Genomic DNA, 25,463 nt, shown 5'->3' with positions numbered 1-25,463 from the left:
GTCGGGATCAGCGCATCTCGCCGGCGCCCTCGTAGGGGTTGAGGCTCAGGAGCAGATCACCCTCCTCGAAGCGGGAGAAACGGAAGTCGTCCGGGTTCACATTCGGAAGGTCGGTCTTCCCGTCGATCAGCAGGTCGGCGACCAACTTGCCCACCGCGGGGGAGATCTTGAACCCGTGCCCGGAGAATCCGGTCGCCAGGAACAGGCCCTCGACCGGTGCCGGACCGATGACGGGGTTGTAGTCCTCGGTGACGTCGTAGGCACCGACGTACGAACTGGTGATCCGTGGGTCCGGCATGTCGGGAAGGCGGTTGCCGAGCTTCATGATGTTCTTCTCGATCGTCGAGTCGTCGGCGCGGTTGACGTACTTGTCCGGGTCGATGTACTCCGGCGCCTGGTGATCGGAATTGCCCACCAGCAGTTCACCGTTCGGCTCGCGGCAGATGTACTGCAGGCCCGCCAGATCGGACAGCACGGGCACCTCCGGGGTCGGGACGCCCTGGTCGACGAGAACCAACTGCGCGCGCTGCGCCCGGACGTCGATGTCGACGCCGACACCGGCGACGAGTGCCGGAGTCCAGGGGCCTGCGGCGACGATGACCTGTTCGGCGTGCACTTCGGAGCCGTCGGCGAGGGTGACGCCGTAGACGCGGCCGGCGGCGTTCTGCAGTAGCGACACCACCGGGGTGCTCTGCCGGATCTTCACGCCCATCCGGCGGGCTGTCGCTCCGAACGCCATGCCCGCCATGTAGGCCTCGCCGCGACCACCGAGCGGTTCGTAGGCGAACAGGGCGAAGTCGTCGAGGTGCAGGCCCGGCCACAGTTCGGCCATCTTGTCGTGGGTAATGAGTTCGGTGGCGATACCCAGGCCCTGCATCATCTCGATGTTCGCTTCGAGCGGCTTGACGTTGTTCTCCGCCACACCGACGACGTAACCGCACTGGCGGAACGCCATGTCGTCGCCGAAGATCTCGGTCGCCTTGGTGAAGATGTCGACGCCGTACCAGGACATCGCAGCCAACGACGGGGTGCCGTAGTGACAGCGCACGACACCGCTGGACTTGCCGGTCATGCCGGAGCAGAGGGTGTCGCGCTCGAGGACGAGGACGTCGGTCTCGCCGCGGTCAGCGAGGGAGTAGGCGATGGCCAGGCCTTCGAGGCCGCCGCCGACGATCAGAAACTTGGTCGTGTCCGTCACCTGAGGATCCTTTGTTCGGTCGGCCTCCGAATCGGGGAGGTCGGTGGGGGAGTCGATGTCAGAGGGAGGAAGTCGGTTCGATGCGGACCAGCAGTCCGGTGGCCGACGAGACTCGTAGCGTGATCGCCTCGTGGCGGATCAGGACGCAGTCCCCGGGCCCGGCCCGTTCCGTGCCGGCCTGTACGGAGCCCGATCGCACGTAGAGGGCAGTGACTCCGCCTGCGGCGGTGTCGAAGGCCGTGTCGAGCGTGAAGTACCCGACGGCCGCGGTGGCGCCCCCGCGCTCGGTCATGACATTGAATGCACGGGTGGCGCCTCGGGGGACGCAGTGGGGCGCGTCCTCACCGGCGAACGAGTGTGGATGCCACGGATCCAGCGAACGGGGTCCGTGGCCCCAGTCGAGGTCGACGCCGTGCTCACCGATGACGGTGAAGATGCGGTCCCTGCCGGGGAAGGCCGAGAACTCGCTGGGGTCGGAGCCCAGATCGGCCACGCTGAGCCGCCACAGCGGACGGCCGGAGGGGCCGTCGGGTCCGGTCGCGACCTCCTCCGTGATCCCGACGCCGTTGCGCCAGGGCACCCGCCGCCGCTCACCGGACCGGATCACCTGCGCGGCCACCTAACTGCCCGCCGTCCAGTCCGTCATGATGTCGGCCAGCGCCTGCGCTCCGATGTTGCAATCGTCGGCCTCGGCGAACTCGTGCGGTGAATGCGAGACGCCGGTGGGGTTGCGCACGAACAACATTGCGGTGGGAACCTTCTCCGAGAGGATGCCCGCGTCGTGCCCCGCCTGGGTGGGCAGTACCGGGATGTCCCCGAGATGCGACAGCGCGCGGCGCAACCGTTCGCGCGGTCCGGCCGGGAACTCGACGATCGGGGTGATCGATTCGGCGAAGACGTCGAGTCCGATCTCGTCCGGCAGGCAGTGCTTGCGGGCCTCGGCCTCGATCTCGGCGACCAGCGTCGTCAGGGTCTCCTCGTCCGCGGCGCGAGCGTCGAGCCAGGCCTTGATCTCGGAGGGGATCGCGTTGGCCCCGTTGGGCAATACCTCGAGTTTGCCGAAGGTGGCGACCGCACCGGCCGCCGCGGCACACGAGCGGGCGCTGTGCACCGACGAGGCGTAGGCGAGCATCGGGTCGCGGCGGTCCACCAGGCGCGTGGCTCCGGCGTGGTTCGCCTCACCGGTGAAGGTGAACTGCCATCGGCCGTGCGGCCAGATCGACGACGCGACCGCGACCGGTGCATCGACGAGATCGAGGGCCCGGCCCTGTTCGACGTGAAGTTCGACGTACACCCCGACCCGGTCGACGAGGGTGGGGTCGGCGCCGATGTGTTCGGGCACGCGACCGGCGCGGGTCATGGCCTCGGCCAACGTGATTCCGTCACGATCACGCAGGCCGAGCGCACGCTGCGGAGCGAGCGCCCCGGTGGTGAGCTGACTACCCACGCACGCCACACCGAAGCGGGCACCCTCCTCGTCGGAGAACGCGGTGATCGCGATCGGCACGGTCGGGACGATGCCGCGCTCACGGACCAGATCGACCGCGGCGAACGCCGAGACCACGCCGAGTGGTCCGTCGAACGCGCCGCCGTCGGGCACCGAGTCCAGGTGCGAACCGGTGACGAAGGCGTCGGTGGGATCGCCTTCCCAGCCGACGGGGAGCCACCACGCCCACAGGTTCCCGTTACGGTCCTCTTCGACGTCCATGCCGCGCTCGGCGGCGCAGCCGCGGAACCACTCGCGGAGAGTGAGATCGGCATCGCTCCAGGCGAATCGGCGATAGCCCCCGGTCATCGGATGTTTACCGACCTCCAGGATCGATGCCCAGAGCGTGTCGAAGGCGGTCATGTGTTGTGTCCTCTCGGGAAGTACGGTGGCAGGCCTGTTGCCACGGTCAGAAGGTGCTGCGGCCGGGGATCCAGTCGGTTCCGGCCAGGGGAACCCGTGCCATGGCGGCGGCTTCCATCGTGACGGCGACGAGGTCCTGCGGTTCGAGATTGCGCAGGTGCGACTTGCCGCACGCCCGGGCGATGGTCTGGGCTTCCATGGTGAGCACGCGCAGGTAGTTCGCGAGGCGACGGCCACCCTCGATCGGATCGAAACGCGCCTGCAGGTCGGGATCCTGCGTGGTGATGCCGGCGGGGTCCTTGCCGTCCTGGAAGTCGTCGTAGAATCCGGCCGCGGAGCCCAGCTTCTCGTACTCGGCCTGGTACTTCGGATCGTTGTCGCCGAGAGCGATCAGCGCGGCTGTGCCGATGGCGACAGCGTCGGCGCCGAGGGCCATCGCCTTGGCGACGTCGGCGCCCGAGCGGATGCCGCCCGAGACGATCAGCTGCACGCCGCCGGGGGTGCGGTGCACACCCATCTCCTGCAGGGCTTGCACGGCCTGGGGGAGCGCGGCCAGGGTGGGGATGCCGACGTGCTCGATGAAGACGTCCTGGGTGGCTGCGGTGCCACCCTGCATCCCGTCGACCACCACGACGTCCGCGCCGGACTTCACGGCGAGCTTGACGTCGTAGTAGGTGCGGGTCGCGCCGACCTTGACGTAGATCGGCTTCTCCCAGCCGGTGATCTCGCGCAGTTCGAGGATCTTGATGGCGAGGTCGTCGGGCCCGGTCCAGTCGGGGTGCCGGCAGGCGCTGCGCTGGTCGATGCCCACCGGCAGGGTGCGCATCCCCGCGACCCGCTCGGTGATCTTCTGCCCGAGGAGCATGCCGCCGCCACCGGGCTTGGCGCCCTGGCCGAGCACGACCTCGATGGCGTCGGCCTTGCGCAGGTCGTCGGGGTTCATGCCGTAGCGCGACGGGAGGTACTGGTAGACCAGGTGCTTGGACTGCCCGCGTTCCTCCGGGGTCATGCCGCCGTCACCGGTGGTGGTGGACGTGCCGACCTCGCTGGCGCCACGTCCGAGGGCCTCCTTCGCGCGACCGGAGAGCGCACCGAAGCTCATTCCGGCGATCGTGACCGGGATGTCGAGGTGCAGCGGGTACGTCGCGTTGCGGTCGCCGAGGACGACGTCGGTCTCGCACTTCTCGCGGTAGCCCTCGAGCGGGTAACGCGACATGGACGCGCCGAGGAACAGCAGGTCGTCGAAGTGGGGAACCTTGCGCTTGGCACCCCAGCCGCGGATGTCGTAGATGCCGGTCGCGGCGGCGCGCTGGATCTCGTGGATGACGTTGCGGTCGAAGGTGGCCGACTCACGCAGTCCGGGCTGGAAGGTCATGGAAGTCTCCTCGGGGGGTCGAGCGGGGCGGAAGAACGTCGGGGCTCTCAGTAGGCCGAAGCGTTGTCGACGTGGAAGTGGTAGAGCTGCCGGGCCGAGCCGTAGCGGGTGAACTCGGCCGGGTCGGCGTCGAAACCGGCCGCGTCGAGCAGTTCCTGCAGTTCGGCGATGTGCTCGGGGCGCATCTCCTTCTTGACGCAGTCCGCACCGAGTGAGGCGACGGTGCCTCGCACGTAGATCCGCACCTCGTACAGCGAATCGCCCAGGGCCTCGCCGGCATCGCCCAGGACGACGAGTCGGCCGGCCTGGCCCATGAAGGCGCTCATGTGCCCGATGTCGCCGCCGACGACGATGTCGATGCCCTTCATCGAGATGCCGCAGCGTGCGGCGGCGTTGCCTTCGATCACCAGCAGCCCGCCGTGGGCGGTGGCGCCTGCGGACTGCGAGGCGTCGCCGGTGACGCGCACGCTGCCCGACATCATGTTCTCGGCGACACCGACGCCGGCGTTGCCGTCGATGGTCACGTGGGCGTGCTGGTTCATCCCGGCGGCGTAGTAACCGACGTGGCCGTCGATGCGGACGTCGATCGGCCGGTTCAGGCCGCAGGCGAGTGCGTGGGCGCCCTGCGGGTTCGCCACCTCGACCGAGGCCGGGGCCTCCGTCGCGTGCAGTGCCGCATTGAGTTCGCGGGTGGTGGTCGTCGCCAGGTCGTAGGTGGCGGTCTGGAGCAGGGTGTCGGTGGTCATGATTGCCTCCGGGGATGAGATCGGGACGGCGGGTTCGGGATTCGCGTGGCCGGTCAGCGTCGCCACACGTAGACCCGGTCCGGTTCGGGTTCGAAGATGCGGGCGTCGGCGATGCCGGGAAGTCCTGCCAGAGCGCGGAATTCCGAGGCCATGGCGACGTAGGCGTCGCACTCGGCGACGATCGCGGGCTTGCAGGCGATCGGATCGCGGACCACGGCGAAGGAATCGGAGGTGGACACCAGCAGGGTGTAGAAACCGTCGAAGCGTTCGCCGAGAAGGCGCAACGCCTTCTCGAGATCTGCGCCCTCCGCCAGGTGCTTGGCCACGAAGCGTGCGCCGACCTCGGTGTCGTTCTCGCTGTCGAACACCACGCCCTCGTCCTCGAGTTCGCGCTTGATCGACAGGTGATTGGAGAACGAGCCGTTGTGGACGAGACACTGGTCCGGGCCGACGGCGAAGGGATGTGATCCGGCTGCGGTGACGGCGGATTCGGTGGCCATGCGGGTGTGGCCCACACCCTGCCATCCGGATGCGGCCGGCAGGCCGAAGTTCTCGGCGAGGACGCGCGGGTCACCGGTGCCCTTGAGGACCGTGACATCGTCACCGAAACCGATGACGGTCGCCGTGGGTGCCAGTGTGCGGACGGTGTCGGCGAGCAGGGTTGCGGGGACGGGGGCGTGCAGCACGGTGGTGGGTGCGAGGTCGAGCGACCCGATGGTCACGCCCAGTGCGTCGCCGACGATCGTGGCGAGGTCCGAGGGTGCGTCGAGTACCGAGACCGACGACTCCCCGGCGGGGGAGAAGACCGGGTTGCCGTAGACGGCGACGCCCGCCGAATCCGGTCCGCGGTCCACCATCTGCCCGAGCATTCCGGTGAGCAGGCTGCCCAGCCGGGGTTCGAGCGAGGTGTCCCGCAGATGAAGTCCGACGATTCCGCACATGGTCGTCTCTCCTGTTCGATGGGGTGGGAAGTAGGCGAAGATTTCTCAGAAGGCGGTCAGGTAGCTGTCGATCTCCCACGGCGTCACGGTGTTGTGCCAGTGGAAGAACTCCTCGCGCTTGAGGGAGGCGAAGTAGTCGGCGACACTCGCACCCGCTGCGTCGAGGGCGCCGGAGACGACAGGATCGGCCTGGAGGGCGTCCATCGCGTGCAACAGCGTCATCGGCAGGGTCTCCGTGGAACCGCCCGTACCGGGAGCGCCGGGGTCGAGATTGCGCTCGATGCCGTCGAGGCCTGCACCGACGGTCGCGGCGGTAGCGAGATAGGGGTTCGCGGAACCGTCGCCGCCGCGCAGTTCGACGCGGTTGGAATCGGGGACCCGCAGGTAGTGGGTGCGGTCGTTGCCGCCGTAGGTCGCGTAGCGCGGCGACCAGGTGGCGCCGGAGGACGTGCTGGTCGCGCCGGTGCGCTTGTAGGAGTTGACCGTCGGCGCGATGACGCCCTGCAGAGCACAGGCGTGCTCGAGGATGCCGGCGATGAACGAGTAGGCGGTCTTCGACAGGCCCAGGCCGCGCGGGTCCGCTGCGTCGGGGAACGCCGAGGCACCGTCGCTCCACAGCGACAGGTGCATGTGCATGCCCGAACCCGTGCGGTCGGCGAACGGCTTGGGCATGAAGGTCGCGGTCATGCCACGCTGCTCGGCGAGCACGGAGATGAGGTAGCGCAGGGTCACGACCCGGTCGGCGGTGGTCAGGGCGTCGGCGTACTGGAAGTTCTGCTCGAACTGACCGTTGCCGTCCTCGTGGTCGTTGGCGTAGTTGCCCCATCCGAGGGTGTTCATCGCCGACGAGATCGACGTCAGGTGCTCGTACATGCGGGTGACGTCGCGGGCGTCGTAGCAGGGCTGGCGGGAGGTGTCGAGCGCGTCGGCCGTGCGCAGCGTTCCGTTCTCGTCCTTGTTGACGAGGAAGTACTCGATCTCGGCGCCCACGTTGACCTCGAGGCCCAGTGCGGCAGCCTGCGCGAGTACGGACTTGAGGATCACGCGCGGCGCGTACGGCCAGGGCTTGCCTTCGACGTGCGGGTCGCAGTGGACGAGAGCGAGGCCTTCGCGCACGAACGGGATGGGCGTGAACGACGCGGCATCGGGGATGGCGACGAGGTCGGGATCCTTCGGGACCTGGCCCATCGACCCGGCGGCGTAGCCGGCGAATCCGACGCCCTCGGTCTCGAGCTCCCCGACGGATTCGACGGGAACGAGCTTGGCGCAAGGCTTTCCGGACAGGGTGGTGAAGACGGCGAGGATGTAGCGGGTGCCGGCGGCATGGGCGAGCTCGGTCAGGGAAGGGGATCCGGAGATCTCGGGGGACCGGCCGTTCGCGGACGGGAGGCGCAGCACGGACGTGTCGGTGGCTTCCAGCGTCATAGGGGCTCCTCGGATTCGACTGGTCGGATTCGACCGGGGGTTTCACTTTATGAATCGGTGTCGAATAGAAGGAAACACTGTACCCATGACAGGAGTGTTACGCGAGGGTGAGATTGCCGTGACGGTTCGCCGGAAACAGCCTGCATGCGAACGGAAAACAGCGGCGGGGCGGTCTAAAGAACACCCCACCGCTGCCGGGTGGTGGGGTGGAAGCACCCTCCCCCCGCTGCAGTGTGGTGGAGAGGGTGTTCTACCGAAGCCCGAACGAGTTCCCGATGATGTCCCGCTGGATCTCGTTGGTGCCGCCGTAGATGGTGGCGCCCAGTGCTGCACGTACGTGCTGGGCCATGTCGAACTCTGTGGAGTAGCCGTAGCCACCCATCATCTGCATGCCCTCGAGGGCAGTGTTCTTCGCGACCTCGGTTGCCTTGAGCTTCGCCATCGACGACGCGCGAGCCAACCCCTGTGGGTCGTCGCCGGCATCCGCGCGGTGCGCGACGCTGTAGACCAGCAGGCGGGTGCACTCGATCTCCGTCGCGAGATCGGCGATGCGGTGCTTGATCGCCTGGTACGAGCCGACCCGGTTGCCGAACTGGGTGCGCTCGGAGACGAACGCCAGCACGTCGTCGAAGGCGCGTTCGGCGGTGCCGAGCATCTGCGCGGCGAGGATCAGCCGCTCGGTGGCCAGGCCGGGCATGAGCTGGGCCCAGCCCTGCCCGACCTCACCGACCACCGAGTCGGCGGGCAGCACGCAGTCGGCGAAGTAGAGGTCGTTGACCTCGGTTCCGTTGAGTGTGTCGATGCCCTTGATCGTCAGTCCCGGCGTGTCGGCCGGCACGTGGAACATGGTGAGCCCGTGGTGCTTCTTCTCGCCACGCTCGGTACGGGCGACCAGGAGGATGCTGTCCGCCTGATGGGCGTTGGTGATCCACGTCTTCTGACCGTTGATCATCCAGCCGTCCGCAGTGTGCTCGGCGCGGCAGGTCAGCGCCGCGACGTCGGAACCGGCTTCCGGTTCGGACATCGCGATCGCCAGCGCGGCACCCTCGGCGAGCCGGCCGAGCACCGATCGCTTGAGTTCCTCGCTCGCGAACTTGGTGTAGATCCCGGCGGTGATCAGGGTCGTGCCGTGCCACGGGACCGGGGCGAGACCGCGGTGAAGTTCCTCGAGCAGGACACACAGGTCGACATGGTTGCCGCCGGCCCCGCCGTACTCCTCGGGGACGTTGATGGCGGCCCATCCGAGTTCGGCGATCCGCCGGTTCAGTTCGAGGCTGTGCCCTTCGCGACCGCAGTCGGTGAGCTTGTCGCGCTGTTCACGCGTGCCCACCTCGCGGCGGCAGAATTCGCGGACTGCCGCCCCGAACTCGCGCTGCTCCTCGCTGAGCATCACAGTCATGAGAATCTCCTGGTCGTTCGGATGGGTGGTGCTCAGGCGGGGTCGCCGACGCGGACCCGCAGGTCGCGGGACTGGTCGTCACGATCGTCGCTCGCCGCCCCGGTGGTGAAATGGCTCCGCATGGAGGCCGCGGCGACGAACGAGACGACAGCGGTGCCGACGAGGATCGCGGCGAGCGGCCACCAGTGCTGCGAGCCGTCGGTCGGCACGAGAGCGGCGGCGACGAGCGGGGTCGGAGCCGCCCACGCGACACCGGAGAACGCGCTGCACAGGGCGACGCCGCTGTAGCGGACCTCGGTCGGGAACAGGTTGGCCGTCATGCTCGAGACCACCGCGTAGGTCGTGGCGTGACCGAGCACGAGGGCCGCGGAGAACGCGACGATCATCAGCCCCATGTTGCCGGTGTTGAACAGGGCGAACAGTGGGAATGCGAAGGCGCCGGTGAAGACCACCCCGCCCACGAAGACCGTCCAGGCGGACAACCGGTCGCAGAGGATGCCGACGCCGACCATCGCGAAGAGGTCGATCGTCGCAGCGATGAGCAGGATCATCAGGGTGTCGCTCTTGGTGAACCCGTGAATGTTGGTCGCCATCGTGAGCATGTATGTGGTGATCAGGTAGAACAGCACGATCACGCTGGCCTGCAGGCCGATACCGGCGAGCACGCGGCTCGGCATCGTGCGCAGGACGGTGGCGATCGGGTTCTTCGTGACGGTGCCCGTCTCCTTCACCTCGGTGAATTCACTCGATTCCTCGACGCCGAGCCGGATGACGAGACCGATCAGGACGAGGACGAAGCCGGCGAGGAACGGGATCCGCCATCCCCACGACATCAGCTGGTCGTTGGGCATGCGGGCCACGAAGTACATGACGACCGTGGCGAGCACGAGCGCGAGCGGACTCGCGATCTGGGGTGCGGAGCCGTAGAAGCGTTCGCGGGTCTTCGGCGCGTTCTCGACACTCATGAGGACGGCGCCGCCCCACTCGCCGCCGACTGCGACGCCCTGCAGGAAGCGGAGGGCGGTGAGCATGATCGGTGCCCAGATACCGACCTGATCCCAAGTGGGGAGCAGACCGATGAGGCCGGTGGCGGCTCCCATCACGGTCAGCGTGGTGATCAGCGTCGTGCGGCGCCCGAGGCGGTCCCCGAGATGACCGAAGACGAACGCGCCGACCGGACGGGCCAGGAAGGCGACACCGAGGGTTGCGAAGGACGCGAGGATGCCGACGTTCGACCCCAGTTCGGGGAAGAAGATCGTCGAGAAGACGAGCGTCGCGGCGGTCGCGTAGATGAAGAAGTCGAACCATTCGACGGTGGTGCCCACGAGGCTGGCGAGAAACGCTCGTTTTTGTTGCTTGGTTCCGAAGCTGGAAGCGGCGTGTGCGGTCATCGGAGTCCCTTTCGGCGGGAACTGCTTGTGGGGCGGAGGATTTCCTTGGGGGTTGAACCGGACATCTGGCAGTACGCGATCAGAAGCTCGCGTGACCGCCGGAGAGCACACCCGTCGTATCGATCCGGGCGTCGAAGTCGACCTCGGTGCCGGACGCCTGCGCGCGGACGGTGAGCGTGGCGTCGGGCAGGACGGGGGCTGCGAAGCGGGCGCGGAGTTCGCGGAGTTCCCACGGCTGGGCTCCGGCGGCCTCGGCGACCGTGCGGGCGGCGATACCCAGCGTGCACAGGCCGTGCAGGATGGGGCGCTCGAAACCGTACCCCGAGGAGACCTCCGGGTCGATATGAACGGGGTGTAGATCACCGGTCAGGCGGTACAGGGCAGGAAGATTCGCCGCGATGTATGTGTCCGCCCGGAACGGGGCGTCCTCGAGATCGACCCGAGGCGTGGAGGGGGCACGTTCCCCGCCCCAACCACCCGAGCCGGGCAGGTGGATCGCGTAGGTCGCGGTGAACTGCTCGCACTCGACAGCGATGTCGACGGTCGCAGCGGATCCCTTGTCCCAGACATCGGTGACGTGGGCGCGCATCTCGATCTTGCCCGAGCGGGGGAACGGTGCGTGGACCGTCAACTGCTGCGCGGCATGGAGCGACTTCAAGCGGTCGTAGGCACCGAGCTCCCCGGCCTCCTCGACCGCCCACAGACCGAGACCCAGCCCGAAGGTCGGCAGCACGTGCAGGTCCCGTTCGTAGACCAGCGGCAACTGACCGGGCTGCGCCCCGACGCACAGTGCGTAGAGGATCGCATCGGACTCGTCGTACGACACGACACGGCTACCGAGGTCGTAGCCCTTCAGGGAGGCAACTGCGTTCATGAACTTTCCTTCGGGTGGAGAGAGGGTCAGGAGGCGGGGGTGCCGTGCCGCTCGGAGGCGGCCGCGACGGCGGCGTTCCGATCGGGGCTGTCCATCAATCGGATCCGGGTTCCCTGCCATTCGACGTCGTCGTAACGACCCTCGTCGAGGTGGTGGAGCAGTGAGTGGGTCGCGGCGAGAGCGTCGCGGGGGAGGCCGGAGAGGCGCTCTGCGAGCGTCAGCCCCTGTTCGCGGGGATCTCCGTCGGCCGTGTGGGTGACCAGTTCGCTGCGGAGTGCGTCGTCGGCGTCGAAGCGTTCGGCGAGCACCAGTAACCGGGTGATCGTCGTGCGGGGGAGCACCGCGTGGATCCGGCGGATCGACGCCGGGTTGTAGAGCAGGCCGAGCTCGACCGCCGGGACACGGAACCACGCCTTCGGACCCGCGATCCGGACGTCGCACGAGGTCGCCAGCTCGACGCCGGCGCCAACGCACGCTCCGTCCACGACCGCGACCACCGGCACCGCGCTGCTCCGGATCGCCGAGCACGCGTCCTCGAGGTCCCGGTCGTAGTCGAGATCCGCGGACGTCCCGGTCAGGTCTGCGAAATCCGCACCGGCACAGAACACCCGGTCCGAACTCGTCAGCACCACTGCGCGGACGTCCTCCGGAAGATGGGCGAAGACCTGCCGGATCTCGGTCAGCAGAGCGCGCGAGAGCGCATTCCGTCGTTCCGCGCGGTCGAGTACGACCTCGAGCACGGATCCGTGCCGCCGGCGGTCGAGCCCGGCGCTCACGGTACGGGCTCCGGTTCGCGGGATTCCACGTCGGCCCAGCGCTCGCGCACCGGCGCGTAGTCGAACGCGAGTGCGGCCTCCAGAGACTCGGCGAGGTTCAGCAGATCCGCGTCGCGTCCCTGCGCCGCCACGAGCTGAGCACCGATCGGGAGACCGTCGTGGACGCCGGCCGGCAGCGAGATCGCCGGAGTGGCGGCCACATTGAATGGGGACGTGAACGGGAAGGCGCCCCACAGCCAGTCCACCTTCTCACCGTCGATGGTCTTCGGCCGCTGGTCGTGTGGGAACGCGACCGTCGCCACCGTCGGGGTGAGAATCGCATCGAAGCGATGGAGGAAGGCATCGATGCGCCGGCGGAAGTCGGGTAGTGCCCGGCGGGCCACGGCGACGTCCGCACTGCTCAACTGCATCGCGGCGCGCAGACTTGCCTGCTCGTACGGGGTGAGCAACTCCGGCCGGTCGAGCAGGTGGGCCCGCTCGCGGAGTTCGTCGTCGAGCACGAGGGGACCGAAGATCTCGTTCCATCCCTGGATCGGGATGTCGGTCTCGACGACCTCGTTCCCGAGATCGGACAAGGTGGCCGCGACCGACTCCAGCGTGCGGACGATCGCCGGATCGACGGGCCGGCCGTCCGGGCGGGGACAGAAGGCGATCCGCCGGTTCGGCGCCGAGGCACGGGCGAAGGTCGTCTCCGCGAGGACCTCGGTCATGATGCGGGCATCGTCCACCGTCCAGGCGAGGGGACCGGCGGTGACGAAATCCGTCATCGCCCGGAAACCACGCTCGTCGGCGCACAGGCCGGTGGTGGGCTTGTATCCCACGAGCCCGCTGAAGGCCGCGGGGATCCGGATGGATCCGCCGCCGTCCGAACCGAGGGCGATCGTCGCGAGGCCGGCGCCGACCGAGGCCGCCGCGCCGCCGCTCGAACCGCCCGGGGTGCGCGTCGGGTCCCACGGATTGCCGGTCTCGGGTCCGAGCAGATTGTCGCTGGTGGCGGACTGGCAGAACTCGGGCACGCTCGTCTTGCCGGGCATCACCGATCCTGCCGCGCGCAGCCGCGCGACGGCACCGGAATCCGATCGGGCGACGCGCCCGCGCTGGGTGAGCGACCCGAGTCCGGTCTCCGTGTCGGCCAGGTGGAAGGCGTCCTTGATGGACACCGGAACCCCGAGCAGGGGTGCGCGTTCACCGCGGCGGTAGCGTTCGGCCGCCTCGGCGGCCTGCAGCCGTGCCAGATCGGCCGTGACCGCCACGTATGCGCGCACCTCCGGATCGAACCGGTCGATCCGGTCGAGAACCTGCTCGGTCACGTCGATCGGGTTCAGATCGCCGCGCGCGTAGGCGTCGGTGAGCTCGCGAACGGTCAGGCGCAGCGGGTTGTCAGCCATGCGGATGCACCCCACCACTGATGCCGTAGACCTCACCGGTGACGTAACCGGCGTCGGGTCCGACGAGGAACGAGACGAGACCGGCAACGTCCTCGGGGCGGCCGACACGGCCGACGAGGGAGCGGTTCTCCGCGTAGCCGGAGAAGAACTCGTCCGGGTAGATCTTGCGGAGGAAGTCGTTGTAGATCAGGCCCGGGGTGATGGCGTTGACGCGGATGCCGTGCTTGCCGTTCTCGGCGGCGGCGACGCGGGTGAGTGCGAGGACACCGGCCTTGGCGGCGGAGTAGGCGGCGCCGTGCTCGGTGCTGGTCTCGTAGGCGGCGATCGAGCTGATGTTGACGATGGCGCCGGAGTTGTTCTTCTGCATCACCGGAAGCGCGTAGCGCATCGTGTAGAAGGTGCCGTTGAGGTCGACGTCGAGGCAGCGCTTCCAGGTCTCCGAGGACATCTCGGCGACGGGCTCGATCTTGCTCCAGCCGGCGTTGTTGACGAGAACGTCGAGTCGGCCCTTCTTCGAGGCGATCTCGGACACGACAGCTTCGACACGGGCCTCGTCGGTGACGTCGAGGACGTAGCTGTCGAAGTCGCGTCCGTATTCGGCGGCAAGCTTCGCGGCGAGTTCCTGACTGCGGCGCTCGTGGACGTCGGTGATGACGACATCGAAACCGTCTGCGGCGAGGCGGGTGGCGATCGCGGCGCCGATCCCTGCGCCCGCGGCGGCAGTGACGAGGGCGGTGGGGCGTTCTTGCATCATGGAGCCTTTCGAAGAGCGGTGTACTGGAAGTTCTCGGTCGCAGCGCTTCTCAGGGGAGGAGCCCGCGCAGGATTTCGATCGACTGTTCCGGTTGATCGACGAGCATCAGGTGCCCGGCGCCGGTGATCTCGTGGTAGGTGGCGTGCTCGATCGCGCCGAGGATGATGTCCGCGGCCTTCTTCGGGCAGAAGGTGTCGTGGTCGGCGCCGACGATCGCGACCTCGGTGTCGGGCGCGATACGGGAGAGCTCGGGCGTCAGCGGCGCGTCGACGAGTGCGGCCATCGCGGTGGACGCGTTGATGTAACCCTGCGCCGCACCGACCGCCTCGAGGCGGAAGTCCGTGACGGCGTCGAGGTCGGAGTCGGGATTGTGCAGGGCGGCGGCGGTGTCGTCGCGGAGGGCGGAGCGCTGTGCTTCGCTGTCGTCGCCGCGGAACAGCTCGATGCGACCGGCGTAGAAGCCGGCAGCGCCGCGGCCGACGACGCTCGAGGTACCCAGCGCGACGACCGTGGTCACGAGGTCGGGGCGCTCGGCTGCGGCGGAGAGGACGACGGTGCCACCGAGGGAGAAGCCGACGCAGATCGCGGGACCGCTGACCTCCTCGAGGAAGGCGATCAGATCGTCGCGTAGCTGGGCGAGCGTGCCTTCGGGGGAACCGACGGTGGTGCGTCCGTGCCCGCGGAGGTCGTAGGCGTAGGTGGTCACCGGCAGGCCGGCCTCCTGGACGGTGCGCCAGCTGCGGTGATCCTCGGCGAGGCCGTGGATCAGCACCACCGCGGGGCCCTCACCGGCGCGGGTGTAGGTCACGTCGATGTCGCGGAGCGTGACGCTCTGCGTCGTGAGCTCGACGGTGCTGCTGGTCATATCGTCTCCTGACGAGATCAGTTCTCTGACAACGTTCTTGCGGATCTTTCCGGCGGGGGTCTCGGGCATGGCGGGCAGGATGCGGATCGACTCCGGCCACAACCGCCGGGGCACGTCGCGCTCCGCGAGCCATCCGACGAGTTCGTCGAGGGTCGGGGCGGTGCCGAGCGGCTGGATCACCGCGCAGATGCGTTCGCCGAGTCGTTCGTCGGGGCTGCCGACGACCGCCACGCGCGCGATCTGCGGGTGTCCGGAAATCGCGTTCTCGATCTCGACGGGGGAGATGTTGACACCGCCGCGGATGATGAGGTCCTTGAGTCGCCCGGTCAGGCTCAGGTAGCCGTTGTCGTCCACGATTCCGGTGTCGCCGGTGCGGAACCAGCCGTCGGTCGTGAACGAGTCACGGTAGAGCTGCTCCTGGCCGATGTATCCGAGGAAGAGCGACGGGGTGCGCATGACGATCTCGCCGTCGGTCCCGCGCGGTGCGAGCGTGCCGTCCTCACGGACGACCTCGAGGGTGACACCGGGCATCACCTTGCCGCAGGTGTACGCGACGAGCTCGGTGGAGTCGTCGGGGAGGCTCGAGGTCGCTCCACCCTCGCTCATCGCCCAGATCGCCGCGATACGGGTGTCGGGCATCTGCTCCTGCGCCAGTTCGATGAGGCTCGGGGCGACGGGGGCACCGCCGCACAGGAAGATCCGCATCCCGGCCAGCTTCGGGGTGGTGGAATCCCATGCGGTGTCGACAATGTCCTTGAGGAAAGGAGTTGCGGCGACAGTGATCTCGCAGCCGTGCTGTTCGACGAGTTCGAGGGCGCGGCGCGGGTCCCAGGCGTCCTGGAGGATCAGTGCCGCACCGGTCATCAGCGACATCCGGGCGCCGTGCCAGAAACCCGTGCTGTGGCCGAGCGGAGAGGGCATGAAGATCGGACGCTCACCGGAGACCTCGTAGCGGTCGATGACCATCCGGTTGTAGGCACTCAGACTCGTCTCGGAATGCGCGATCGCCTTCGACTTCCCGGTGGTGCTCGACGAGAACAGGACGTGCACGAGATCGTCCGGGTAGGCGGGGATCGTCGCGTGCGGACCGTCGAAGCTGCGCCAGGTGCGGGTTCCATCCTGGCCGTCGACCAGGAGGATCTGCACCTCGCGTCCGAGTTCTGCTGCCAGGACCTCGGATTCGGCGACGAAGTCGCGGCCGCGATGCGAGCGGGGGAGGACGACGGCCTTCGCGCCGACGAGATTCGCGGTGTAGGCGATGGATCGGGGATCGGTGGTCACCGGCAGGGTCCCGGCGACCATCTCGCCGCGGACCACTCCGAGATAGGCACCCATCCATTCGGTCCAGTTGGGCATGCAGACGATCACCATGTCGCCCCGGCCCAGACCGTGGGCGGCGAGTTCGTGCTCGATGTCGGCGGCGAGCTCCCACAGTTCGGCGCGGGTCAGGGAGTGGCCCCGGTCGTCGCGGACGGCGAGGGCGTGGGGGTCGGTGTCGAGGTGCCCGAGGAACGAATCGAGGGGAGTCCGGGCGCCGGCGACGTGACCGCCCGGTACTGCGGTGGCGAGAGTGGTTGCACGGGAATTCACAGGGACTCCGTTCGATGGAAACGATGAAGAAGAAGGGCGCTGCGGGGTCTGCGCGATGTTGTTGTGACGATTCTGGGGGAGTAACGTGGCTCACGTCAAGAGAGTGACATCGCTTTTTTGTTAACTCTGATGACGATTGTGTTGACCGGTTACGATTCCCGCAAGGAAAGGGGGGATATGCCGCACCTACCGAACACCACCAAGGGGCGCCGCACCCGCACGAAACTGTTGGAAGCCGCCCGTGCGGTCTTCGCCCGCGACGGATACGTCGGCGCCACGATGAGTGGCGTGGCGACGGAAGCGGGGATGTCGCTCGGCGGGTTGTACAGGTACTTCAGCGACAAGGAAGATCTGTTCTCCGCGCTGATCGCCGACACGCACGACGACCTGTTCCGTGCCAGCGGCGCAACCGAGCACCGCATCGAGGACGATCCCTACCAGGCGCTGCTCGAAGCGAACACCGGTTATCTGACGCATTACTACGACAACCGCGACATCATGCGCACGCTGGTCGAGGCGGCGAACGTCGATCCGCAGTTCCGGCAGTTCTGGTGGCAGATGCGCAACCGGCACATCGACCGCTTCGCCACCGTTCTGCGGGTCAAGTGCGGGATGGACGAGGTCGACGGCGTCGACATCAGGGGCGTGGTCGAAGCTGTGGCGTGCATGGTGGAGCAGTCGGCCTACGTCTGGTACGCCCAGGAGGAGATGCAGGCTACGCCCATGCCTCTCGAGCATGCCGCGCAGATCGTAACGCGCATCTGGCACCGCGCGTTCTTCGCTCCGGAGAGCTGACGAACTCCTCGTTCGGGCCGCGGCCCTCGGTGTCCGCGGCCCGAACGTCGTGCCTCCGAGAGGAATCGGTTACACGCGTTAACCGAGTGGCAACCCATCGCTGTGTTTCTTCCCATTATCGTCTGTTTCACGTCAGCGATCGGTATTGCCACACCCGGCGTATCCACGTCGGTCCTCCCGAGGAGTTCTCATGCCCGAGACAGACACCACTACAACCGTTTTCCTGTCGTTTCGGGCTGCCGGAAGGCGCAGGTGATCGCGTGAGCGTCTGTGTGGACACCACCAGCGTCCCGAGATGGGACGAGGAGCGGCGCATCGCCGGCGGGGGTCGCTACGTGACCGTCCTGTCCTTCGGTGACGCCGCCCAGGGCCAGGCACGCAGTCTCGTATCGTCTTTCGGGGGTCGTCGGGTCGACTGGATCCGCCTGCCGGAGGAGTGGGGTGGCACGGCCGCGCAGATCATGGAGCGGCAGGCGAACGCAGCACGCGTGGGATGGCGCCTCGTACTGGTCGGACCGGAAGCGGCAGTGCTGGCCGCACGATCGGCCGCCGTGGCCGCAGGACTCCTCGACGACGAGATCCTTCCCCTCCCCGTGAATTCGGCGACACGAACCGTCTACTGCGCGCACTGCCATTCGACGCACGCCGCCCACGTCGCGGTCGGACAGTCCACCACTTGTCCCACCTGCGCCTCGGAACTCGTCGTTCACCACCATGTCTCCCGGCTGCACGCCGCCTATCTGGGCTTCGCCGTCGACGCGGAGGAACGCCCATGACGCTGACATCCGACGTCCCGGTGGGCAACTCGGCCGGCAGAACGGAACTCCAGTTGACGGTCGCGGCGACGATCGCGCTGACCCCCACCGTGCGACACGTCCGCCTCGTGGACCCTGCCGGCTGCACGCTTCCCTCCTTCACGCCCGGTAGCCACGTCGTCGTCACCTGCGGCACCGGACCCGGCGGGCGACCGCATCGCAACTCGTACTCCCTGACCGGTCCCGCTTTCGAACCCGACCACTACGCGATCTCGGTGCGGCTGGAGGACTCCGGTCGCGGCGGGTCGCAGTGGGTCCACGACCTCCAGATCGGTGACCGAGTCCCGGTCGGCACACCGCGCAGCGCGTTCGCTCCGATCCTCACGGCCCGACACCATCTGCTGGTCGCGGGTGGCATCGGGATCACTCCGATCCTGTCCCACGTCCGCGCCGCCGTGCAGTGGGGACGATCGTTCGAGGTGCATTACGTCTTCCGTGACGGCGACGATGCCCACCTCGACGAACTGCATGATCTGTGCGGACCGCGTCTGCACACCTACACGGCGCGCGAGGACTTCCGGGAGCGGATGGGGCAGGCGCTGTTGGAGCAGCCCATCGGCACCCACCTGTACATGTGCGGTCCGGCCGGCCTCGTCGACGAACTCTGCGAACGTGCCGGTCGTGCGGGGTGGCCCGACGCGCGTGTGCACTACGAGCGATTCGGGGTCGGCGACCTCGACCCGGGAGAACCGTTCGTCGCTCACCTGACCCGTCGCGGCATCGACGTCGCCGTCGACGCGGGTGTCGGCCTGCTCGACGCACTCGAAAGTCGTGGCGTCGCAGTGCCCAATCTGTGCAGGCAGGGCGTGTGCGGTGAGTGCCGGCTGCCCGTCATGAGCGGAGGGATCGACCACCGTGATCTGTACCTGAGCGCTGCGGAGAAGGAAGCGGGAGACTGCGTGATGCCGTGCGTCTCCCGAGCGAGCGGCCCACGATTGGAGCTGGATCTGTGAGTACGACAATCGATCTCGCCGTCCGCGACGACGACCTCGGGCTTCCCGATCGGATCGCGCGTTTCCCGTTCCCGTTCGTCCGCGACACCTATCGCTACAGCACCAACGTCGAACCCGCCGGGAGCCTCGTGGAGACCGCCGCGGGCGGATGGGGCCGGCATCCCGTCGACATCGACGGCCACTATCTCGACGACCTCACCGAACGAGAGCGCATCCTCGGTGCCGACCCGACCCGGTTCCAGTCCCTGCCGCACATGGAGGTCGCGCAGTGGGACGCGATGGTCACGCTCATGCGAATGCTCGCCGACGCGTACCCGGAGACTTTCGCACTCGAACGCGACGGTGAGGCGCGACTGTTCGTCAATCGCGCGCTCGGCGTCGCACAGTCTTTCGTCTTCGGTGATCGGTCGACGCTGCCCGAACCGCCTCTGCGCTTCATCGGCAGGCACCTCCAGGAGGACGTCGTCCTGCTCGACCAGCGCGAGGGTGCCCTCTGGGGTGACGCCGGCCTGGTCACCTTCGCGGCCGACTGGTCGCTGCGCTTCGACGTCGGCATGAGTTTCCGCCAGATCCACGGGCCGGTCCCGCGCGTCCACACCGAAGGAGTGATCCCGCGCGCCGAGCAGTTCCTCATGGGACTTCATGCGGGACAGTGCTACCGGCGTACGAACTGGTCGCTCAGCGTCGACCGGCGACTCGACCAGTCCACCGAGACCTATCCCGAATGGGGCCGCGGCCGCCGACTGCTCGCCGAGGGACCGCTCGAGGACGTCGGGCGACGCCTGCACCTCCGCGTCGAGGTCCAGCACCTCGTGCGTCTCGGCGTCTCCGGCGCGATCATGTTCCTCATCCGCACACACCTGCTGTCGTTCGAGGACATAGCCCGGGTGCCCGAGTGGTCCGAGCGTCTCCACTCGGTCCTCGACGAACTTCCCGACGACATGGCCGACTACAAGGGCATCACGCGTACCCGCGGACCGGGTCTGCGTTGGCTGCGTACCTACGGCGGCGTCCGATCCTGAACGCAGAACGAGGGGGAGGTTGTATGCGGAATTTTTGACGGACACGCACCCGACCTCCCCGCAGTTCTCGATTCGGCTCGTCGGTAGCCCTCCTGCGTCGGACACCACCTCTACGATGTCGGCCATGGCTGTGCGCAGGATCGACGCAACCGAACGCCGAGCACGACTTGCCGCCAGGCACCGCCTGCACCCGAAGCACCGCGCGTCCGATGCGGTCGATGCCGCGAGGAGCCTGGTGTGCCTGCACGGCACCGACCCAGCGACCGTCTACCTGTCGGCGTGGGCGCGGGTCGGCGACTTCACTGTGGCCGACCTCCACAGGGCGCTCTACGACGACCGCGCCCTGGTCAAACACATGGCCATGCGGCGCACCGTCTTCGTCGTCCCGCGCGACACCCTCCCAGTGGTGCAGGCAGGGGCGAGCGCCCGGGTCGCCGCCGCACAGCGACGCACGGTCGTCAAGGACGTCGTGAAGGCCGGATTGCACGACGACGGCGAGAGCTGGCTCGACGAGGTGAGCCGCCACATCCTCACCGCCCTGGCCGACGGGCGGGAGGCGACATCGAGCGAGCTCGAGACCGAGATCCCGCTCCTCGACGGCGCGCTGGAGTTCGGTGCCGGCAAATCCTGGGGTGGGCCGGTCACCTTCGCGCCTCGCGTGCTCACGGTGCTCTCCGCCGAGGGAAAAGTGGTTCGGGCGTCGAACAAGGGGTCGTGGCGGGTGTCGCGCCCCACCTGGACGACCACGGAGTCGTGGCTGGGCTCGGCCATCGACCCCGTCGACGAGGCGACGGGTGTGCGCGAACTCGTGCGGATGTGGCTGCGCGCATTCGGTCCCGGCACCGAGGCGGACCTGAAGTGGTGGCTCGGATCCACCCTCACTGCCGTCCGCGCGGCCCTCGCCGAACTCGACGTGGTGGAGGTCGATCTCGACGGCCGTCCCGGCTACCTGTTGCCCGACGACCTCGAACAGCAGGGCGAAGTCGAACCGTGGGGTGTGCTGTTGCCCGGTCTGGATCCCACGGTCATGGGGTGGACCGAACGCGGGTGGTATCTGGGTCCGTACAAGGAGGCGCTGTTCGACTCCAACGGCAACGCCGGTCCCACCGCCTGGTGGGACGGACGGATCGTCGGCACGTGGTGGCAGACCGACACGGGAGCGGTGAGCCTGCACCTGCTCGAGGACATCGGCGCAGAGGGCACCGCGGTGCTACGCGAGGAAGCCGCCCGCCTCGACGACTGGCTCGGTGGGGTGCGGGTGATGCCGCGGTTCCCCACGCCCCTCGCGAAGGAACTGGCGACGGAAGGCAGGTCGTCGGGCACGTCTTCGTCGTAGGCTGCCGACATGGCCGTCGAACCGAGAACCGCCACGCGCCGCGACATTCCGGTCTTCGCTCGGGTGATCGCCGAGGCGTTCTTCGACGATCCGGTCTTCGTGTGGATGTTCCCGGACGAGGAGCACCGGATCCGCCGCATGGCCCGATTCTTCGCCGTCGACGCCCGGCATCACATGGTGCCCTTGGGAGCCACGGACATCGCCGAGTCCGGTGGGACGGTCGGAGGGGCGGCGATGTGGGCGCCGCCCGGACGATGGCGCACCGATGTGTGGACCTCGCTCCGCCTTCTGCCCGGCTTCTCCGCGGCGCTCGGCAGATACATGAAGCGGGGAGGGCAGGTCAACGAAACCCTCGACGCGGCGCATCCGGACGAGCCGCACTGGTACCTGTCGACGATCGGCACCTCACCTGCCGCGCGGGGGACCGGTCTCGGCACAGCCCTCATGAAGGTCGGCCTCGACCGCGCCGACGCCGAACACGCTCCCGCCTACCTCGAGTCGAGCAAGGAATCGAACGTCCCCTACTACGAGCGGTTCGGGTTCGAGGTCACCCGCGCCATCGTCATCCCCGGCGGCGGGCCGACGCTGTGGGGGATGTGGCGGCAGCCGCGCTGACGGGTACCGATCCGCTCTCGGATCAGACGCCCTGCCAGACGGTGTCGAACGGGGTGTTGGCGGACACGCGTCCCTTGATCCCGGCCGTGACGAAATCCTTCGCGCGGGCCGCGGCGTCGGCGACCGACGCGCCCTTCGCGAGTTCGGCGGTGATCGCAGCAGCGAGGGTGCAGCCGGCACCGGAGACGCGCTCGTTGCCGACCTTCGGGGCCGTCAGGAGGGTGACCTCGGAGCCGTCGAACAGCACGTCCACGGCGTCCTCACCGTCGAGTTCGACGCCTCCCTTCGCGACGACGTACTTCGGGCCGAGATCATGGATGCGACGTGCGGCCTCGATGAGCTGGTCGACGGAGGTGATCTCGTCCATGCCGGACAGGGTGCGTGCCTCGAACAGGTTCGGGGTGACGACCGTGGCGTGGGGGAGCACCTGCGCGCGCAGCGCGTTGTCGGTGTCGAGCGCTGCGCCGGCCTCCTGGCCCTTGCAGATCAGGACCGGGTCGAGCACGACGTGCCGCCAGTCCTGCTTCTCGAGACCCTCGGCGACGACGTCGATCGTCGCGGGCGTGCCCAGCATGCCGATCTTCACCACGTCGAGATCGTGGGCGGCGGTGGCGGCCTCGATCTGCTCGGCGATCACGTCGGCCGGGACGGGGAAGAAGCGGTGGCCCCAGTTGTTCTTCGGGTCGAACGAGACGATGCACGTCGTGGTGCCCACCCCGTACACACCGAGCTGCTGGAACGTCTTGAGGTCGACCTGCAGACCGGCGCCACCGGTCGCTTCCGAGCCGGCGATGACGTATGCGAGGTCGACCATGTGAGTGCTCCGTTCGGACTGGGAGACGGCGTTGCCACGGGATGTACCCGCCGAACGACCAGGTTACAGACGAACCCGGTGCCACCTGCGGACCGCCCACCGTCGCTCCCGATATCGTCCAGGCATGACGGCCTTCCACGAGCTCGACGATTACCTGACGCTTCCCCGCGTCACCTCCCTCACGATGTCTCCGGACGGGAAACGCCTGGTGATCACGCAGTCGACGCTCGACGAGAAGGCCACCTCGTACACCGGGGCCCTGTGGGAGGTGGATCCCGAAGGCAACGCTCCGGCGCGACGCCTCACCCACGGCACCACGGGTGAATCGAACCCGACCTTCACCGCGACCGGCGACCTGCTGTTCACCGCCGCACGTGGCAAGGACGACCCGCCGGTGTCGCTGTGGCGACTGCCCGCGGCGGGCGGCGAGGCCGAGCAGGTCGGATCTCGCAAGGGTGGATTCGTATCGGCGCACGCGGCGTCCGAGGCCGACCGGATCGTCCTCGTCGCGTCCGTCCTCGGTCACAGCGAGTCCGACGACGAACGGATCCGGGACGCCCGCAAGGACGGGGCCGTGACCGCGGTGCTGCACACGGGCTATCCGGTGCGCTACTGGGACCACGATCTCGGGCCCGACCAGCCGCACCTGCTCGTCCCGGACAAGAGCGGCGACGGGTTCACCGACCTCACGCCCGGGATCCGAGGGTCGCTGCGTGATGGCTCCGTCGACATCGCTGCCGACGGTTCGTTCGCCGCCGCGACATGGGTGGTCCCCGGTCCGCTCGCCTCGCGCCGCGTCACGCTCGTGCGGGTCGATCTCAGCACCGGCCTGCGCACCCCGCTCGTCGACGACGAGACCGGCGACGTGACGCACCCGTCGATCTCGCGCGACGGGACGAAGCTCGCCTACCTGCACGAATCGATGAGCGACGCGGAGAACCCGCCGCAGATCACCGTCCGCGTCCTGGACATCGCGAGCGGAACCACGACAATCGAGGCCCCTGAATGGGACAGACGTCCCACTTCCGTCACCTGGCTGCCCGACGGTTCCGGTCTCGTGCTCACCGCCGACGATCACGGACGCGCGCCGGTGTTCGTGCAGCGACTCGGGTCCGAGCAGCCCGACCGCGTCACCCCGGACGACGCCGCCTACACGGACGTCTGCCTCGCACCCGACGGCAGCACGGCATACGCGCTGCGGGCCTCCTACGAAGCACCGCCGCACCCCGTGCGTATCGATGTCACCGGACCCGACGCCGGCACCGTTACGCCGCTACGTGCTCCCGCTGCGCTCCCGGAACTGCCGGGACGCCTCGAGGAACTGACCACCGAAGCCGCCGACGGCACGCCGGTGCGGGCGTGGTTCGCACTTCCGCATACCGCGTCCCCCGACGACCCCGCGCCGATGCTGTTGTGGGTGCACGGTGGTCCGCTGAGCAGCTGGAACACGTGGTCGTGGCGCTGGAACCCGTGGCTCCTCGTCGCCCGCGGCTATGCGGTGCTGCTGCCCGATCCCGCACTGTCCACGGGATACGGCGACGACTTCGTCCGGCGTGGCTGGGGACGGTGGGGGAGCGAACCGTACACCGATCTGATGGCCGTCACCGATGCTGCGGTCGCGCGCGCCGACATCGACGAGGAACGGACCGCGGTGATGGGCGGATCGTTCGGCGGATATCTCGCCAACTGGATCGCGGGGCACACCGACCGGTTCCGCGCGGTCGTCACCCATGCCGGCCTGTGGGCGCTGGACCAGTTCACGCCGACCACCGACGTGGCCTGGTACTGGCAGCGGGAGATGACCCCGGAGATGGCGGTCGAGAACTCACCGCACCTGTTCGTCGCCGACATCGTCACGCCCATGCTCGTGATCCACGGCGACAAGGACTATCGCGTCCCGATCGGCGAAGCCCTGCGCCTGTGGTACGAGCTGCTCGACGAATCGGGGCGGCCCGCCGAGGACGACGGCACCACCGTCCACCGCTTCCTGTACTTCCCGTCCGAGAACCACTGGGTGCTGAAGCCGCAGCACTCGAAGATCTGGTACCGGACCGTCGAGGCGTTCCTGTCCGAGCACGTGCTCGGCCGCCCGCTCGACCTGCCGGACGAGCTGGGCTGACCGAGGACGTCCGCTCGGGGTCTACTGCCTCGCTATTCGGGCGGGCGCGGCTGGTCGCCCGGCGAGGCCGGCGGACGCGTGGGCTCGTCGGTGGCCGGTGTCGACTCGCTCGTCGCGGAACCGGAGCCGGCCGAGTGCTGACCCGATCCGCCGCGATGGGTGACCTTCTCGGCGAGACCACCGACCGTCTCCTGGAGGTGTGGCGCCTTCTCCTTCACGACGCCGGCCGCTTCCGTCACCTTGTCCTGTACCGCAGGAATGACCTTTTCCTGCACCGCCGGGTTGTGCCACAGCTCGTTCGAACGCCCCCGCATCTTGTCGTAGGTCTCGCGTCCCGCCCGGGTCCCCGCGACGAATCCCGCGGCTGCACCTGCAGCGAAGATCAATGCCCGCATCATGACGGTGTCCTCCGTCCTGTCCGTT

General features: G+C 68.3%; 23 protein-coding genes. 7 read left to right on the top strand and 16 right to left on the bottom strand.

The window, feature by feature from the left end; translation table 11 throughout:
* Window positions 1-7: 7 nt before the first annotated feature.
* The 14 genes from ACWPOC_RS20945 to ACWPOC_RS20880 all read right to left on the bottom strand — a co-directional run bounded on the left by ACWPOC_RS20945 (window position 8) and on the right by ACWPOC_RS20880 (window position 16,571).
* Entirely contained in the window at window positions 8-1,198 is a 1,191-nt protein-coding gene (locus tag ACWPOC_RS20945; RefSeq protein ID WP_120282203.1) for an NAD(P)/FAD-dependent oxidoreductase, read from the bottom strand.
* 58 nt (window positions 1,199-1,256) lie between these two features.
* A complete protein-coding gene (locus ACWPOC_RS20940; protein WP_455409270.1) occupies window positions 1,257-1,817 on the bottom strand; it encodes a HutD family protein in 561 nt (186 codons plus the stop codon).
* On the bottom strand, window positions 1,818-3,047 hold the full coding sequence (locus tag ACWPOC_RS20935) for an allantoate amidohydrolase (protein ID WP_455409269.1): 1,230 nt from the start codon (window positions 3,045-3,047) through the stop codon (window positions 1,818-1,820). It lies immediately after the preceding gene.
* A gap of 46 nt (window positions 3,048-3,093) precedes the next feature.
* Window positions 3,094-4,422 (bottom strand): FMN-binding glutamate synthase family protein, encoded by a 1,329-nt coding sequence (locus ACWPOC_RS20930; protein ID WP_059383889.1) that lies wholly within the window; start codon window positions 4,420-4,422, stop codon window positions 3,094-3,096.
* Between the two features lie 47 nt (window positions 4,423-4,469).
* The gene (locus ACWPOC_RS20925; protein WP_455409268.1) at window positions 4,470-5,168 is read right to left on the bottom strand and encodes a GltB/FmdC/FwdC-like GXGXG domain-containing protein; all 699 of its coding nucleotides are present in this window, start codon (window positions 5,166-5,168) and stop codon (window positions 4,470-4,472) included.
* A 53-nt stretch (window positions 5,169-5,221) separates the two neighbouring features.
* Window positions 5,222-6,109, bottom strand: coding sequence for a class II glutamine amidotransferase domain-containing protein (locus tag ACWPOC_RS20920; protein ID WP_120282206.1), 888 nt, complete (start codon window positions 6,107-6,109; stop codon window positions 5,222-5,224).
* 45 nt (window positions 6,110-6,154) lie between these two features.
* Entirely contained in the window at window positions 6,155-7,534 is a 1,380-nt protein-coding gene (gene glnT / locus ACWPOC_RS20915; protein WP_120282207.1) for a type III glutamate--ammonia ligase, read from the bottom strand.
* A gap of 250 nt (window positions 7,535-7,784) precedes the next feature.
* Window positions 7,785-8,933, bottom strand: coding sequence for an acyl-CoA dehydrogenase family protein (locus tag ACWPOC_RS20910; RefSeq protein WP_059383886.1), 1,149 nt, complete (start codon window positions 8,931-8,933; stop codon window positions 7,785-7,787).
* A 32-nt stretch (window positions 8,934-8,965) separates the two neighbouring features.
* Window positions 8,966-10,324 carry an MFS transporter gene (locus ACWPOC_RS20905; protein WP_080968373.1) on the bottom strand — a complete coding sequence of 453 codons (1,359 nt, stop codon included), beginning with the start codon at window positions 10,322-10,324 and terminating at the stop codon, window positions 8,966-8,968.
* A 79-nt stretch (window positions 10,325-10,403) separates the two neighbouring features.
* On the bottom strand, window positions 10,404-11,198 hold the full coding sequence (locus ACWPOC_RS20900) for a MaoC/PaaZ C-terminal domain-containing protein (protein WP_059383885.1): 795 nt from the start codon (window positions 11,196-11,198) through the stop codon (window positions 10,404-10,406).
* Between the two features lie 26 nt (window positions 11,199-11,224).
* The gene (locus ACWPOC_RS20895; RefSeq protein WP_059383884.1) at window positions 11,225-11,974 is read right to left on the bottom strand and encodes an enoyl-CoA hydratase/isomerase family protein; all 750 of its coding nucleotides are present in this window, start codon (window positions 11,972-11,974) and stop codon (window positions 11,225-11,227) included.
* Window positions 11,971-13,362 carry an amidase gene (locus ACWPOC_RS20890; protein ID WP_120282209.1) on the bottom strand — a complete coding sequence of 464 codons (1,392 nt, stop codon included), beginning with the start codon at window positions 13,360-13,362 and terminating at the stop codon, window positions 11,971-11,973. The genes ACWPOC_RS20895 and ACWPOC_RS20890 overlap by 4 nt, the downstream gene beginning before the upstream one ends.
* Window positions 13,355-14,116 (bottom strand): SDR family NAD(P)-dependent oxidoreductase, encoded by a 762-nt coding sequence (locus ACWPOC_RS20885; RefSeq protein WP_120282210.1) that lies wholly within the window; start codon window positions 14,114-14,116, stop codon window positions 13,355-13,357. The genes ACWPOC_RS20890 and ACWPOC_RS20885 overlap by 8 nt, the downstream gene beginning before the upstream one ends.
* Window positions 14,117-14,165: 49 nt before the next feature.
* Complete coding sequence (locus tag ACWPOC_RS20880; RefSeq protein ID WP_455409267.1) at window positions 14,166-16,571, bottom strand: alpha/beta fold hydrolase; 2,406 nt, start codon at window positions 16,569-16,571, stop codon at window positions 14,166-14,168.
* A 177-nt stretch (window positions 16,572-16,748) separates the two neighbouring features.
* Between ACWPOC_RS20880 and ACWPOC_RS20875 the strand changes: the two genes are divergently transcribed.
* The 6 genes from ACWPOC_RS20875 to ACWPOC_RS20850 all read left to right on the top strand — a co-directional run bounded on the left by ACWPOC_RS20875 (window position 16,749) and on the right by ACWPOC_RS20850 (window position 22,107).
* A complete protein-coding gene (locus ACWPOC_RS20875; RefSeq protein WP_120282212.1) occupies window positions 16,749-17,366 on the top strand; it encodes a TetR/AcrR family transcriptional regulator in 618 nt (205 codons plus the stop codon).
* 260 nt (window positions 17,367-17,626) lie between these two features.
* The gene (locus ACWPOC_RS20870; RefSeq protein ID WP_455409266.1) at window positions 17,627-18,142 is read left to right on the top strand and encodes a dimethylamine monooxygenase subunit DmmA family protein; all 516 of its coding nucleotides are present in this window, start codon (window positions 17,627-17,629) and stop codon (window positions 18,140-18,142) included.
* Window positions 18,139-19,134, top strand: coding sequence for a PDR/VanB family oxidoreductase (locus ACWPOC_RS20865; RefSeq protein ID WP_120282214.1), 996 nt, complete (start codon window positions 18,139-18,141; stop codon window positions 19,132-19,134). Before ACWPOC_RS20870 ends, ACWPOC_RS20865 begins: the two co-directional genes overlap by 4 nt.
* The gene (locus ACWPOC_RS20860; RefSeq protein ID WP_455409265.1) at window positions 19,131-20,156 is read left to right on the top strand and encodes a heme-dependent oxidative N-demethylase family protein; all 1,026 of its coding nucleotides are present in this window, start codon (window positions 19,131-19,133) and stop codon (window positions 20,154-20,156) included. The genes ACWPOC_RS20865 and ACWPOC_RS20860 overlap by 4 nt, the downstream gene beginning before the upstream one ends.
* 124 nt (window positions 20,157-20,280) lie before the next feature.
* On the top strand, window positions 20,281-21,492 hold the full coding sequence (locus tag ACWPOC_RS20855) for a winged helix DNA-binding domain-containing protein (protein ID WP_455409264.1): 1,212 nt from the start codon (window positions 20,281-20,283) through the stop codon (window positions 21,490-21,492).
* Between the two features lie 9 nt (window positions 21,493-21,501).
* A complete protein-coding gene (locus tag ACWPOC_RS20850; RefSeq protein WP_455409263.1) occupies window positions 21,502-22,107 on the top strand; it encodes a GNAT family N-acetyltransferase in 606 nt (201 codons plus the stop codon).
* Window positions 22,108-22,129: 22 nt separating this feature from the next.
* On the opposite strand, the gene thiD is transcribed toward ACWPOC_RS20850, so the two are convergent.
* Window positions 22,130-22,921 (bottom strand): bifunctional hydroxymethylpyrimidine kinase/phosphomethylpyrimidine kinase, encoded by a 792-nt coding sequence (thiD, locus tag ACWPOC_RS20845; protein WP_120282216.1) that lies wholly within the window; start codon window positions 22,919-22,921, stop codon window positions 22,130-22,132.
* A 124-nt stretch (window positions 22,922-23,045) separates the two neighbouring features.
* Here thiD and ACWPOC_RS20840 point away from each other — a divergent pair, with 124 nt between their 5' ends.
* Window positions 23,046-25,040: a S9 family peptidase gene (locus ACWPOC_RS20840; protein WP_455409262.1), complete on the top strand. Its 1,995-nt coding sequence runs from the start codon at window positions 23,046-23,048 to the stop codon at window positions 25,038-25,040.
* A gap of 32 nt (window positions 25,041-25,072) precedes the next feature.
* On the opposite strand, the gene ACWPOC_RS20835 is transcribed toward ACWPOC_RS20840, so the two are convergent.
* Window positions 25,073-25,438 (bottom strand): hypothetical protein, encoded by a 366-nt coding sequence (locus ACWPOC_RS20835; protein WP_060651104.1) that lies wholly within the window; start codon window positions 25,436-25,438, stop codon window positions 25,073-25,075.
* Between the last annotated feature and the right edge of the window lie 25 nt (window positions 25,439-25,463).

Source organism: Rhodococcus sp. 5G237 (assembly GCF_053764735.1).
This window is presented reverse-complemented; position numbering and strand designations above follow the sequence as displayed.

Bases quoted from the DNA above. Each gene is read 5' to 3' on its own strand.
- ACWPOC_RS20850 (WP_455409263.1), top strand. From the start codon at position 21,502: ATGGCCGTCGAACCGAGAACCGCCACGCGCCGCGACATTCCGGTCTTC.
- ACWPOC_RS20855 (WP_455409264.1), top strand. From the start codon at position 20,281: ATGGCTGTGCGCAGGATCGACGCAACCGAACGCCGAGCACGACTTGCC.
- ACWPOC_RS20890 (WP_120282209.1), bottom strand. From the start codon at position 13,362: ATGGCTGACAACCCGCTGCGCCTGACCGTTCGCGAGCTCACCGACGCC.
- ACWPOC_RS20920 (WP_120282206.1), bottom strand. From the start codon at position 6,109: ATGTGCGGAATCGTCGGACTTCATCTGCGGGACACCTCGCTCGAACCC.
- ACWPOC_RS20875 (WP_120282212.1), top strand. From the start codon at position 16,749: ATGCCGCACCTACCGAACACCACCAAGGGGCGCCGCACCCGCACGAAA.
- thiD (WP_120282216.1), bottom strand. From the start codon at position 22,921: ATGGTCGACCTCGCATACGTCATCGCCGGCTCGGAAGCGACCGGTGGC.
- ACWPOC_RS20925 (WP_455409268.1), bottom strand. From the start codon at position 5,168: ATGACCACCGACACCCTGCTCCAGACCGCCACCTACGACCTGGCGACG.
- ACWPOC_RS20900 (WP_059383885.1), bottom strand. From the start codon at position 11,198: ATGAACGCAGTTGCCTCCCTGAAGGGCTACGACCTCGGTAGCCGTGTC.
- ACWPOC_RS20930 (WP_059383889.1), bottom strand. From the start codon at position 4,422: ATGACCTTCCAGCCCGGACTGCGTGAGTCGGCCACCTTCGACCGCAAC.
- ACWPOC_RS20935 (WP_455409269.1), bottom strand. From the start codon at position 3,047: ATGACCGCCTTCGACACGCTCTGGGCATCGATCCTGGAGGTCGGTAAA.
- ACWPOC_RS20865 (WP_120282214.1), top strand. From the start codon at position 18,139: ATGACGCTGACATCCGACGTCCCGGTGGGCAACTCGGCCGGCAGAACG.
- ACWPOC_RS20840 (WP_455409262.1), top strand. From the start codon at position 23,046: ATGACGGCCTTCCACGAGCTCGACGATTACCTGACGCTTCCCCGCGTC.
- ACWPOC_RS20910 (WP_059383886.1), bottom strand. From the start codon at position 8,933: ATGACTGTGATGCTCAGCGAGGAGCAGCGCGAGTTCGGGGCGGCAGTC.
- ACWPOC_RS20905 (WP_080968373.1), bottom strand. From the start codon at position 10,324: ATGACCGCACACGCCGCTTCCAGCTTCGGAACCAAGCAACAAAAACGA.
- ACWPOC_RS20835 (WP_060651104.1), bottom strand. From the start codon at position 25,438: ATGATGCGGGCATTGATCTTCGCTGCAGGTGCAGCCGCGGGATTCGTC.
- ACWPOC_RS20885 (WP_120282210.1), bottom strand. From the start codon at position 14,116: ATGATGCAAGAACGCCCCACCGCCCTCGTCACTGCCGCCGCGGGCGCA.
- glnT (WP_120282207.1), bottom strand. From the start codon at position 7,534: ATGACGCTGGAAGCCACCGACACGTCCGTGCTGCGCCTCCCGTCCGCG.